The organism is Janthinobacterium amylolyticum, assembly GCF_051380655.1.
GTDB lineage: Bacteria > Pseudomonadota > Gammaproteobacteria > Burkholderiales > Burkholderiaceae_D > Janthinobacterium.
Map to the genome: position 1 here is coordinate 25,907 of NZ_JBNYXL010000019.1, position 11,828 is coordinate 37,734.

Annotated in this window: 9 protein-coding genes; 5 read left to right on the forward strand and 4 right to left on the reverse strand. The window is 61.9% G+C overall.

What is annotated here, in order from left to right:
- Window positions 1–13 precede the first annotated feature (13 nt).
- The gene (locus ACQ4WR_RS27670; protein WP_436491255.1) at window positions 14–1,984 is read right to left on the reverse strand and encodes a methyl-accepting chemotaxis protein; all 1,971 of its coding nucleotides are present in this window, start codon (window positions 1,982–1,984) and stop codon (window positions 14–16) included.
- A 547-nt stretch (window positions 1,985–2,531) separates the two neighbouring features.
- On the opposite strand from ACQ4WR_RS27670, the gene ACQ4WR_RS27675 reads away from it, so the two are divergent.
- On the forward strand, window positions 2,532–4,802 hold the full coding sequence (locus ACQ4WR_RS27675; protein WP_102292916.1) for a carboxy terminal-processing peptidase: 2,271 nt from the start codon (window positions 2,532–2,534) through the stop codon (window positions 4,800–4,802).
- A gap of 74 nt (window positions 4,803–4,876) precedes the next feature.
- Here the strand turns inward: ACQ4WR_RS27675 and ACQ4WR_RS27680 are convergent, their stop codons facing one another.
- Together ACQ4WR_RS27680 and ACQ4WR_RS27685 are read right to left on the reverse strand one after the other, a co-directional pair.
- On the reverse strand, window positions 4,877–5,845 hold the full coding sequence (locus ACQ4WR_RS27680) for an IS1595 family transposase (RefSeq protein WP_436491257.1): 969 nt from the start codon (window positions 5,843–5,845) through the stop codon (window positions 4,877–4,879).
- A 257-nt stretch (window positions 5,846–6,102) separates the two neighbouring features.
- Window positions 6,103–7,029 (reverse strand): LysR family transcriptional regulator, encoded by a 927-nt coding sequence (locus ACQ4WR_RS27685; protein WP_436491259.1) that lies wholly within the window; start codon window positions 7,027–7,029, stop codon window positions 6,103–6,105.
- A gap of 106 nt (window positions 7,030–7,135) precedes the next feature.
- On the opposite strand from ACQ4WR_RS27685, the gene ACQ4WR_RS27690 reads away from it, so the two are divergent.
- Window positions 7,136–8,362 carry an MFS transporter gene (locus tag ACQ4WR_RS27690; protein WP_436491260.1) on the forward strand — a complete coding sequence of 409 codons (1,227 nt, stop codon included), beginning with the start codon at window positions 7,136–7,138 and terminating at the stop codon, window positions 8,360–8,362.
- A gap of 163 nt (window positions 8,363–8,525) precedes the next feature.
- Here the strand turns inward: ACQ4WR_RS27690 and ACQ4WR_RS27695 are convergent, their stop codons facing one another.
- Window positions 8,526–9,218, reverse strand: coding sequence for a pentapeptide repeat-containing protein (locus tag ACQ4WR_RS27695; protein ID WP_436491262.1), 693 nt, complete (start codon window positions 9,216–9,218; stop codon window positions 8,526–8,528).
- A 461-nt stretch (window positions 9,219–9,679) separates the two neighbouring features.
- Here ACQ4WR_RS27695 and alaC point away from each other — a divergent pair, with 461 nt between their 5' ends.
- The 3 genes from alaC (at window position 9,680) to ACQ4WR_RS27710 (ending at window position 11,799) form a co-directional block, all read left to right on the forward strand.
- The gene (gene alaC, locus ACQ4WR_RS27700) at window positions 9,680–10,897 is read left to right on the forward strand and encodes an alanine transaminase (RefSeq protein ID WP_436491264.1); all 1,218 of its coding nucleotides are present in this window, start codon (window positions 9,680–9,682) and stop codon (window positions 10,895–10,897) included.
- 287 nt (window positions 10,898–11,184) lie between these two features.
- A complete protein-coding gene (locus ACQ4WR_RS27705; protein WP_436491265.1) occupies window positions 11,185–11,361 on the forward strand; it encodes a hypothetical protein in 177 nt (58 codons plus the stop codon).
- Between the two features lie 309 nt (window positions 11,362–11,670).
- Complete coding sequence (locus ACQ4WR_RS27710; RefSeq protein WP_436491267.1) at window positions 11,671–11,799, forward strand: hypothetical protein; 129 nt, start codon at window positions 11,671–11,673, stop codon at window positions 11,797–11,799.
- The last annotated feature ends 29 nt before the right edge of the window (window positions 11,800–11,828 follow it).

An 11,828-nucleotide genomic window follows, 5' to 3' on the forward strand; every position in this document is an offset into this window, starting at 1 on the left:
CACCCGTCACCACTTAGAGCTTGAACACGCCCACCACCTGCGTCAGTTCATGCGCCTGCTCCTGCAGGGCGTCGGCGGCCGCGGCCGCTTCTTCCACCAGGGCCGCATTCTGCTGGGTCACCTGGTCCATCTGGGCGATGGCCTGGTTGACTTGCTCGATGCCGCTGCGCTGCTCTTCGCTCGCTTGCGCGATCTCGGCCATGATGCCGCTCACCTGCTGCACGCTGGCCACCACCGTATCCATGGTGGCGCTGGCCTGGCTCACTTGCGCGTGGCCCAGGTCCACCGTGCTGGCGGACGCCTGGATCAGGTCCTTGATGTCTTTCGCCGCTGCCGTCGAGCGCTGCGCCAGGGTGCGCACTTCCGTGGCAACGACGGCAAAGCCGCGTCCCTGCTCGCCGGCGCGGGCCGCTTCCACGGCCGCGTTCAAGGCCAGGATGTTGGTCTGGAAGGCGATGCCGTCGATGACGCCGATGATGTCGGCGATCTTGCCCGACGAACTGCGGATGGCGTCCATGGTGCTGGCCACCTGCGTCACAGCCGCGCCGCCCTTGGCTGCCAGGCCGGATGATTCGTGCGCAAGGCGGCTCGCCTGCTGGGCGTGCTCGACGTTCTGGCGCACGGTGGAGCTGAGTTCTTCCATCGAGGCGGCCGTTTCTTCCAGCGAGCTGGCCTGCTGCTCCGTGCGGCTCGACAGATCCAGGTTGCCGCTGGCGATTTCGCCCGAGGCCGTGGCGATCTGCCCGGCGCTGCCGCGCACATTGCTGACCACTTGCGACAGGTTGTCGCTGATGCGGTTCATGGCGCGCAGCAGGCGGCCGATTTCATCCAGGCTGGTCGTGTCGAGGTGCACGGTCAGGTCGCCTGCAGCGATCTGCTCGGCGGCGGCCTCGGCGCCGGCCAGCGGGCGCGACACGAGGGTGCGCACCAGCCAGTACAGCAGCAGGGCGAAGACGAGCAGGGAGACGAAGCCGGCGATGGCCAGCTGGTTGCGCAGCTGGCGCGCCTCCGCCGTGATTTCATCTGTAAACGTGCCGCCGGCGATGATCCATTGCCAATCCTTGAACTGGCGGTAATACAGCTGCTTTTCGCGCGCGCTGGCAGCCGTTTCGCCCGGTGCCGTCCACGTATAGCGCATGGCGCCGTTCTTTTGCGCCAGCATGTCCTGGATGAACAGGCGGCCGTCGCTGGCCTTGAAGTCGAGCGCGCTCTTGCCTTCGCTGTTCGGGTGCAGCACCAGATGGCCGTAGTTGGCGCCCGGCGCCGTGTCGACAATGTAGATGTAGCCCGTCTGGCCGATCTTGACCTGGCGAATCTTCTCTTTCAGCATGGCCAAATTCTTGCTGATGTCGAGGCCAATGAACAGAACGCCCACCACCTTGCCGCCCGCGTCGCGCACGGGGTCGTACTGCGTGATGTATTGCTTGCCAAACAAGGTTGCCATGCCGATGAAGCGCTGGCCGGCGCGCAGCGGCGCATAGCTGGGGTGGCTGTGGTCGAGCTGGGTGCCGATGGCGCGCGTGCCATCCTGTTTTTTCAGCGAGGTGCTGATGCGGATGAATTCATCGCCGTCGGCGGCAAAGATGGTGGCGATCACGCCCGTTTGCGCCGTGTAGCGGTCGACCAGGGCCGTGTCCAGGTTCAGGACCTTGCCGCCGTTGGCCAGGGCGGGCGTGGCCTTGCCGGCGACGGCCACCATGCTGCCATGGTCGACCGTGAATGGACCGGGAAATTCGGCCGCGAACAGGCGCGCGAAGCTGCCTGCCTCGTTGACCATGGCCGTATGGAACACTTCCGTCGTCGTCATGACGCTGTTGAGTTCACTGGTGACGGCCGCTTCGGCACGCTGTTCCAGCACGCGGCTGGTGGTGATGCTGATCATTGCCGTCAGGCTGGCGAGGATCAGGCTGACGAGCGCGAACGTGAAAATGGTGATCTTGCCGCCGACACTCCAGTGGCGGGGGGAGAACGAGATTGTAGGCATATCGGTTATTGAGTCTGGCTAAGGGTAATCAGCTCGGCCATTCCTGGTCATGACATGACACGCGGGGAGGAGATCTGGTGGAGGAATGCGCTTGCAACGGCGGCGTGCTGGCTGGGTGACTGCATGCGGGCACGCTGAATTTCAGGGGGCGATGATAACATGTAGCTTGCGTTTCGCTACTAAGTATTTCCCGCAGGAATCATTTTTTCGCTTAAAAACATCATCCATATCAAGGAATCCGCAGATGCTCTATTGACTTTTTGGATTCTGCCAAGACGATTGATTTTGTGATGCCGTTGCCAGCCTTCGGCGCGGTGCCTGAGCCGCAGCAAATTCTCACGGATGTTTCACTTTGTAATGAATGAAACGCCATCCTTAATCCGCGTTTAAGCTTCCAGGAAGAAACTGATATTCCATGGGAGACTGCCTGCCCGTATCCTGTAGAATAATATGCAGACCAGTCGTGTATTCCCCTTACTGTCTTGCTGGCTGGCGCGAGGTTCGCTGCGCCGCCTGGAATTGATTTAACTAATTTTCGGAGAAGCCGATGAAGAAGCAAATGATGCTGGTCACCCTGGTGCTTGCCCTGTCAGCCCAAGCTGGCGCAGCCCAGACGGACAAGAGCGCCGCTCCTCCGCCCCCCATGAAGCCGCTGGCCCAGCAAACGCAGGCTGCCCTGTGGGCATCGCGCGTGTTGACGCGCGTCCATTACAAGGCCGTGCCGCTCGATGATGCCATGTCGGAAAAGATCTTTGACCGCTACTTCAAGTCGCTGGACGCGGAAAAGCTGTTCTTCGTGCAGGCCGACATCGACCGTTTCGCGCCGCTGCGCACCAAGCTCGATGACGCCATCACCAATGAAGACCTGACGGCGCCGTTCGCCATCTACAATCTGTACCAGCAGCGTTTCGACGAGCGCATGGCGTATGCACGTGAATTGCTGAAGACCAAATTCGACTTCACGGCCGACGAGAGCTATCAGCTGGACCGCGAAAAAGCTGCCTGGCCAAAGAACGACGACGAGGTGCGCGACCTGTGGCGCAAGCGCGTCAAGAATGACTGGCTGCGCCTGAAGCTGGCGGGCAAGGAAGACAAGGCCATCCGCGAAACGCTGGACAAGCGCTATGAAAGCTACACCACCCGTTCGCGCAAGCTCAACAGCGAGGACGTGTTCCAGATCTTCATGAATGCGTACGCCATGTCGATCGAACCGCATACCAACTACCTGGGTCCGCGCGCCTCGGAAAATTTCGATATCGCCATGCGCTTGTCGCTGGAGGGCATCGGCGCCGTGCTGCAGACGCGCGACGAATACACGGTGGTGCGCGAAGTCGTGCCAGGCAGCCCGGCCGGCTTGTCGGGCAAGCTGAAAGTGGGCGACCGCATCGTCGGCGTGGGGCAGGGCGACAGCGGCCCCATCACCGAAGTGCTGGGCATGCGCATCGACGACGTCGTGCAGCTGATCCGAGGCGCCAAGGATTCGGTGGTGCGCCTGGATATCCTGCCGGCCGATGCGGGTCCGGACGCCAAGCACGTGATCCTGCCGCTGGTGCGCAAGAAAATCAGCATGGAAGAACAGGCGGCGAAGAAATCCATCATCGAAGTGCGCGATAACGGCGTCAAGCGCCGCATCGGCGTCATTTCCCTGCCCACCTTCTACCAGGACTTCGAGGCGCGCCGCCGTGGCGACAAGGATTTCAAGAGCGCCACGCGCGACGTGAACCGCCTGCTGGGCGAATTGAAAAAGGACAAGGTTGACAACGTCCTCATCGACTTGCGCAACAACGGCGGCGGGTCGCTGAACGAAGCCGTCGAGCTGACAGGCCTGTTCATCGACAAGGGCCCGGTGGTGATGCAGCGCAATGCCGAAGGCAAGGTAGACGTGGAAAGCGATACCAATGCCGGCCTGGCCTGGGATGGTCCGATGGGCGTGCTGATCAATCGCGGCTCCGCTTCCGCTTCCGAGATTTTCGCCGCCGCCATCCAGGACTACGGCCGTGGCCTGGTCATCGGCGAAGGCAGTTTCGGCAAGGGCACGGTGCAGACCTTGTTCAGCCTCGACCGCTTTGGCGGCAGCGAGAAAGCCCGTTTCGGCGAGCTGAAAATGACCATCGCGCAATTTTTCCGCATTAATGGCGGCACCACGCAATTGCGCGGCGTCACGCCCGACATCAAGCTGCCGACCATGTCGGACACGGAAAACTTCGGCGAGTCGAGCTACGACAATGCCTTGCCGTGGGTGGCCATCAAGCCGGCGTCCTATATGCCAACGGGTGACCTGAAGGATATCGTGCCGCTGCTGGACAAGAAGCATGAAGCGCGTGTGGCCAAGGACAAGGATTTCCAGTACTTGCAGGATGACATCGCCCTGGTGCTCAAGCAGCGCAAGGAAAACCAGATCTCGCTGAACGAAGCCGTGCGCCGCAAGGAGCGCGATGCCCAGGAAGCGCGCGCCAAGGCCCGTGAAAAACGCCTGATCGCGCAGATCTCGAATCCATCCGACGACCTGGTGGTGATCCCCGACCCGAAAGACGTGCTCAAGGGCGCGAAAGCGGCCAGCAAGACGGCCAAGCAGATCGCCGCCGTGAAGGGCGCCTTGCGCACCGATGACGGCTTGCAGGGCGACGAGCGCGCGCTGAGCGCCGAACTCGACGCCGAGACGGCCGCGAAGAGCGCCAAGGACGTGCTGCTGAACGAAACGGCGCGCATCCTGGCCGATGAAGTGGCGCTGATCAAGGCCGATACCCGCCTGGCGGCGAAAGTGCTGCCATATGGCGCCGATGCCAAGGCGGCGCCGGTGGCGGCGACGGCGAAGTAAGCTGCCGGCAGGCGGCCGCTTCAGGCAGAAGCCGGGACTGGACCTTTCGGGTCTGGCCCCGGCTTTTTTATTGGCTATGTCCTCGTCAGGTGTGGGAAATCACCGAGCGTGGCTTTCAGCAAGGTTTCTGCTGAGCGGATGCGTTTGGCATCGAGTATCCAGCGCCAGCCCAGATAATGGTGCAGGTAGCGCGTCGCCACGCCTTGAAACGGACGCAGCCATTGCCTGAGACGGCTGTGATAGGCGTTGACGTTTTGCACGTGGGCCGCGCCCCGCACGCGCATGCCGGCACGCAGATTGACGGCCTGATGGCTGATGCCCGCCTCGCGGGCAAAAGCGGCATAGGCCGCATGGCCATCCGTAACCAGCAGCACATCCTGGTCCATGACGGGCGGCAAACAGCGATGCAGCTGCGCCTTCGTCAATGCCCCCATGCCGGTAACGAAATCGAGGGTTTGTCCCGTGCGGTCGCGCGCCACCAGGATGCAGACCTGTTCATGCGACATGCCGCGCAAGGTCGCGTGGCCTCCGCGGCGGCGTGCCGGACGCGTCATCGTGCGCGCGCCCTTTTGCGATTCCAGCACATACAGTTCGTCGGCCTCGGCAATGCCATGCAGGCAGTGCGGCCGGTCCGTTTTTGCCAGGCTTAAAAACCGGTGGCGCCAGCGAAACGTGGTGTTGCGGTGCAGGCCCAGTCGGCTGGCCGCGCGGCGCACCGAGACAGAGTCGAGCAGGCAGTCGGCATATTCGAGCCATTGCGCCTTGTGGCGCAGGCGCGCCAGCGGCGTGCCCGTCAAGGCATTGAAGGTGCGGCCGCAGGGCACGCAGCGGTAGCGCTGCAGGCCCTGCGCATGGCCATGCCGGTGCACATGCGCCGAATGGCAGGCTGGGCAGGCCAGGCGCTGGCGCGCCACCTCCTCGATCAGGGCGATGGTTGCCTGCTGCGGCGCGCTGCCACGCAGCAGGGCAATACCGGCCTGGCGCTGGCGTGCGCTCAGGCAGGAAAACTGCGCGATAAAGATCGTCCATTCGGCTGACAACATGATCGGCTCCCTGCATGGTGAATATGCAGAGTCAGACCACGCGACCACAGGAAAATTCCGGCCTGTCCCCCACTTGCCGATGACAGAGCCTTTTTATTTTCCGGCCAGTTTCGATAGTTATCTGTTTCGCTTATTTCTATTATTCCAACAATCAATTGGCATGATATGCCGCGATGCAGCATAATTCACTTGTCTCCTCTATTCTCCTCCAAGAAAATAGATTTAGCCCGCTCTCCGTAGCGGGCTTTTTTTTTGCCTTACAGCTGGCGTGGCGGCAATTGCACGTCCGGTTGCGCCGCCAGCAGGGCTGTCAGCCAGCCCGCAAAGGCCTGCAGCTTGGGCGTGGCCAGCCGGCCTTGCGGCGTCAGCAGGGACATCGGCATGGGCGTGGGCGGGCAATCCGGCAGTACGGCCACCAGCGCGCCGCTGTCGAGATGCGCGCGCACCTGGTACTGGGCCGCCTGCGCCACGCCCAGCCCTTGCAGGGCGCAATCGACGCTGGCGTCCGCGTCGTTGACGGCGATGGGGCCGGCCATCTGCACGCGCACCACTTCCTTGCCTTCTTGAAAATCCCAGTCAAAGGCGCGCCCCGTACGGCCCGAGTAATGCATGATGCCCTGGTGCGCGGCCAGGTCGGCCAGCGTGTGCGGCGTGCCGTGCCGCGCCAGATAGGCGGGCGCGGCGCACGTCATGAAGCGCATCAGGCCGATCTGTCTGCCGATAAAGGCGGAGTCTTGCAAGGTGCCGACGCGCAAGGCGCAATCGATGCCTTCCTGCGTCAGGTCGACCAGGCGGTCAGTCAGGCTCAGCTGTAACTGCACTTCCGGATAGGCGGCGTGAAATTGCGCGATATGGGGAATGACGAGGCGGCGGCCAACCGTGCTGGGCAGGTTGATGCGCAACAAGCCGCGCGGCTTTTTTGCTTCCGGTCCCCGAAACGCCAGTTCCGCCGTGTCCACGGCGCGCAGGATGTCGATGCAATGGCGAAAGTAATCGGCCCCTTCCGGCGTCAGCGACAAGCGGCGCGTGGTTCGCTGTAGCAATTGCGTGCCCAGGTAGGCTTCCAGCTTTTGCAAGGTGGCCGTCAGCGCGGCGCGCGGCAGATTCAAGGTCTCGGCCGCCTTGGAAAAACTGTTGGCCTCGACGATGCGCACGAAGGTCTGCATGGCTTTGATCTTGTCCATGGGGATTGTTCATCTTATGTGAAAAGTATAGGGGGATTATGCCCTAATTATCTTTGCCGCCCCTTTGCCTAGAATAGCCACATCCCTAACGAAGCGAGGAAACAACATGAACAAGGCCTCATCCCGCGCAGTGCCATCCGCACCCGCCGACATTTCACCCGGCATGGTGCTGCTGCTCGCCATCGCCTCCGGCCTGATTGTCGCCAACCTGTATTACGCGCAAACCCTGGTTGGCCCCATCAGTGCCTCCACGGGCCTGTCGGCCAAGGCTGCCGGGCTGATCGTCACCCTGACGCAAGTGGGCTATACCCTGGGCCTGCTGTTTGTCGTGCCCCTGGGAGACTTGCTGGAAAACCGCCGCCTGATCATCACGGCCCTGCTGGTGACGGCCACGGCCTTGCTGGTGGCGGCTTTCTCCACCGGCGCCATCGTCTTCCTGGCCGCCGCGCTGGCGATCGGCCTCGGTTCCGTGGCGGCGCAAGTGATCGTGCCGTTTGCCGCCCACCTGTCGCAGGAAGCGACGCGGGGCCAGACGGTGGGCAAGGTGGTCAGTGGCTTGTTGCTGGGCATCATGCTGGCCCGTCCCGTGGCGTCGCTGGTGGCGGCCCATGCCAGCTGGCATGTGGTGTTCGGCGGCGCCGCCTTGCTGATGCTGGCGCTGGCAGCCGTGCTGCGCCGTGCCTTGCCCGTGCGCCAGCCGGTGTCGAGCATGCCGTATCCGGCCCTGATGGCTTCGCTGTGGCACTTGTTGCTGGGCACGCCCGTGCTGCGCCGCCGTGCCGCTTATCATGCTGGCTTGTTTGGCGCCTTCAGCCTGTTCTGGACTGTCACGCCGCTGGTGCTGGCCAGCCCGGCATTTGGCCTGTCGCAAACGGGCATTGCCATCTTTGCCCTGGTGGGCATGGCGGGCGCTGTCGCTTCGCCCATCGCCGGCCGCCTGGCTGATGCGGGCCATACCTTGCCGGCCACGGCCGCCGCGCTGGCGCTCGGTATCGTTGCCTTTGCCTTGCCCATGTTTGCGCCAGCGTCGAAACATGTGGCGCTGGGACTGCTGGTCATCGCTTCCATCGTGCTCGACATGGGCGTGGCGGCCAACCTGGTGCTGGGCCAGCGGGCCATTTTCAGCCTGGGCGCGGAAGTGCGGGGCCGCTTGAACGGCCTGTATTTCGCGCTGTTCTTTGCCGGCGGCGCGGCCGGCTCGGCCGTCGGCGCCTGGATGTATGCGAGCCATGGCTGGCAGGCGACCTTGCTGACCGGCATGGCCTTCCCGGGACTGGCCGCGCTGGTGTGGCTGGGAGAATTCTTGCCGCAAGCCACGCGCCGCACGGCTTGAAACCCTGATGGCGTCTCATTATCACGGATGACTATTTCTATCATCATGAATATAAAGTGGCGTGATATGCCGCAATGCCGCAAGATGCACTTGTCTCCTCTATCTCCTCCAAGGAAATAGATTCAGCCCGCTCCCGCAGCGGGCTTTTTTTTGCCTGTTGAAATCAAATCACCACCAGATCGAGCGCGCGCATGAAGTTGGCCGCCTGCGCATGCGTGATCACGGCGCCTTTCAGCAGGGCGGCGTCATTCAATTTGAAGCCGTCGATGTCGGCGCCGCGCAAGTCCGCGCCCTGGAACTTCGCCAGCTTGATGGTGGCATTGCGCAGGCTGCCGCCTTCGAAGACGGCCTCGCGGAAATCGCAGCCGGCCAGGTAGGCGTCGGAAAAATCCAGTTGTTTTAATGTCGCCTTGCGGAACGAGAATCCCCGCAAATCGGCGCCCACCAGCAGGCTGTCTTCGAAGGTCAGGCCCAGGTGCGCCGCTTCCTCGAACGAGGCGCCCGTCAGCTTGCAGCCGCAGTAGGTGACCGAGGCCAGCTTGGAACGCCGCCACTTCGTGTTGTTCAGGTCGCAGCCTTCAAACGTCGCGTCGACGGCGTCGACGGATTCGAAGTCGGCGCTGCCCGCGCGGCAGCGGCGCCAGGTGCTGCGCGCCAGTTTGCTGGCGAACAAGTTGGTTTCGGCAAAGGTACAGCGCTCGAAGGTGCAGCCTTGCAAATCCAGGCGCGACAAGTCTTCGCCATCAAACGCGCAATCGATGAAGTGGCGCAGCGATAGCGCCAGCTGCTGTTCCATGCCGGCACGGTCGAGGGTGATGCCAGTTACTGCGGTGTCGTGTGTTGCCATCCGTCTCATTCCTAAAGTAAAAAAACAGGGGAGGGATGGCGCGGCGGAAAAGCAGCACGAACCAGACCGCCTCCCCGGCTGGTGGTACAGCCAAGGGTCAGCGCCGTGGGTCCGCGTGGGCGGGAGCATGCCGGACTGTGCCGGGCACTTACCGGGTTACCAACCGGTGCGCTCATTTTCGATCAGCGCGTATTGTAGCGTGTCCGAATCGCCCTTGCCAGTTCTTGCAAAGCCGGGTTAGTATCGTTGCAGGCACACTTGGAGCCTATCCCGGCAGATGAATACATCCTTTGCTAGCGCCCCTCAGAAGCGGGGACTGCGTTGCTCGTCGTCGCGTGGTTCGCCACGCGTCCTCCTCACGCCTAGTCCGCGCATCTGATGAACTGCTAGCAGAGGACGCTCCCTGCCGGGACAGGCTCTTGCGCCAACGTCGCTCGGACGGATCCGGGCGCTTACGTAAAGAGATAACCATGACCGACAGCCAAGCTCCGCGCAGCTTTTCGCGCATCAATCGCCTTCCCCCCTACGTTTTCAATATCACCGCCGAGCTCAAGATGGCCGCGCGCCGCCGTGGCGAGGACATCATCGACATGTCGATGGGCAATCCCGATGGCGCCACGCCGGCGCACATCGTGGACAAGCTGATCGACACCGTCAAACGTCCCGACACGCATGGCTATTCCGCTTCAAAAGGCGTACCCCGCCTGCGCCGCGCCATTTCGCACTGGTACAAGAAACGCTACGACGTCGACATCGACCCGGACAGCGAAGCCATCGTCACCATCGGCTCGAAAGAGGGCCTGGCGCATTTGATGCTGGCCACCCTGGACCGTGGCGACACGGTGCTGGTGCCGAATCCCAGCTACCCGATCCACATCTGGGGCGCCGTCATCGCGGGCGCCGACATCCGCTCCGTGCGCATGGGACCGGGCGTGGATTTCTTTGCCGAGCTGGAACGGGCGATCAGGGAAAGCTACCCGAAACCGAAAATGATGGTGCTGGGCTTCCCGTCCAACCCGACGGCGCAATGCGTGGAACTGGAATTTTTCGAGCGCGTGGTGGCGCTGGCCAAGCAGCACAATATTCTGGTGGTGCATGACCTGGCGTATGCCGACATTACCTTCGACGGCTGGAAGGCGCCGTCCATCATGCAGGTGCCGGGCGCGCGCGACGTGGCCGTCGAGTTTTTCACCATGTCGAAAAGCTACAACATGGCGGGCTGGCGCATCGGCTTCATGGTCGGCAATGCGGAACTGGTGGCGGCCCTGGCGCGCATCAAGAGCTATCACGACTACGGCAGTTTTACGCCCGTGCAAGTGGCGGCCATCGCCGCGCTGGAAGGTGATCAAAGCTGCGTGACGGACATCTGCGCGCAATACCAGCGTCGCCGCGACGTGCTGGTGAAAGGTTTGCATGAGGCAGGGTGGATGGTGGAAAAGCCGAAAGCATCGATGTACATCTGGGCGCACATCCCGGAAGCGTACCGCCACCTGGGCTCGCTGGAGTTCGCCAAGCTGCTGCTGCAAAAGGCCAAGGTCAGCGTGTCGCCGGGCATCGGTTTCGGCGAATATGGCGATGAATACGTACGCTTTGCCCTGATCGAAAACGAGGCCCGTGTGCGGCAAGCGCTGCGCGGCATCAAGAATATGTTGCGTTCTGGCGACGGGAAAATGGAAGTAGCGGCATAAAAGTTGCCGCATGGAATTGCTTGTTGCCCGTAATATCACTGCTGCGTATTTCTGACATCACGAATATAAAGTGGTTTTATATGCTGCAACGCGGCATCATGCATCTGTCTCCTCTATCTCCTCCAAGGAAATAGATTCAGCCCGCTCCCGCAGCGGGCTTTTTTTTGTGCGGCGCTGGCGCTTTCACAAGACCGCCTGCGCATGACTTTTATCAAAGTCCACTTCGTTGATACTGCCACCGTTTCAAGTTGCACATCTTGTCGCGTCAAGTGTGTCCATGGGGCGTCATGAACGACTGGCCTCTGGTGAATCTGTTTGTCCCAACCCTGTTACCCCTCGTGTTTTTGAGCGCCTTCTTTCTTTTTGACCTGTCCACAACGGAAAAGGCGCAGGCCAATCCATTGGTGGCCATCAAGGATGGCCAGTTGTCGTGGGTAGGGCATGTGCGTCAACGGACTGTATGAATTGCAGCATCCTGCGGCCGGCCAGGCGGTATCGCAGCTGTGGAGCACGAACGCCTTCCGGCTGGCGGCCGCCGTGCTGATATTTCATGCGCTGATCGCGGCGGCAGGCCCCGTTTTTCGACGAAAAAGTGCGGCTTCACCGGGTGGCTGAAATCGCTGCGGCACAATTGCGTGCTGCTTGCCTCGCCGATCCTCACCATCGCGGCCGGAGGCTTATACCCGGGCATTCACTTGACAACACAGGGATAAGGTGACTGGCCTGAAGTACAAGGAATTAAATACAAGGAATTAAGTACAAGGAGTTCGACCATGGCGCGATTGTTACATCAATTCTTGCAAGATGAAGAGCGCAGCCGCAATCTGGTCGCGGCGATCGGCATGGGCGCGGGCGTGATACTGCTTACCTTGTCGATACTCAATACCTTCCTTGCCCGTTAATTTGCCCAGCTTGCCAGGTATCGCCGCCG

Excerpts from the sequence above, each read along its gene's own strand:
- ACQ4WR_RS27670 (WP_436491255.1), bottom strand. The coding sequence starts at position 1,984 with ATGCCTACAATCTCGTTCTCCCCCCGCCACTGGAGTGTCGGCGGCAAG.
- ACQ4WR_RS27675 (WP_102292916.1), top strand. The coding sequence starts at position 2,532 with ATGAAGAAGCAAATGATGCTGGTCACCCTGGTGCTTGCCCTGTCAGCC.
- ACQ4WR_RS27680 (WP_436491257.1), bottom strand. The coding sequence starts at position 5,845 with ATGTTGTCAGCCGAATGGACGATCTTTATCGCGCAGTTTTCCTGCCTG.
- ACQ4WR_RS27685 (WP_436491259.1), bottom strand. The coding sequence starts at position 7,029 with ATGGACAAGATCAAAGCCATGCAGACCTTCGTGCGCATCGTCGAGGCC.
- ACQ4WR_RS27690 (WP_436491260.1), top strand. The coding sequence starts at position 7,136 with ATGAACAAGGCCTCATCCCGCGCAGTGCCATCCGCACCCGCCGACATT.
- ACQ4WR_RS27695 (WP_436491262.1), bottom strand. The coding sequence starts at position 9,218 with ATGAGACGGATGGCAACACACGACACCGCAGTAACTGGCATCACCCTC.
- alaC (WP_436491264.1), top strand. The coding sequence starts at position 9,680 with ATGACCGACAGCCAAGCTCCGCGCAGCTTTTCGCGCATCAATCGCCTT.
- ACQ4WR_RS27705 (WP_436491265.1), top strand. The coding sequence starts at position 11,185 with ATGAACGACTGGCCTCTGGTGAATCTGTTTGTCCCAACCCTGTTACCC.
- ACQ4WR_RS27710 (WP_436491267.1), top strand. The coding sequence starts at position 11,671 with ATGGCGCGATTGTTACATCAATTCTTGCAAGATGAAGAGCGCAGCCGC.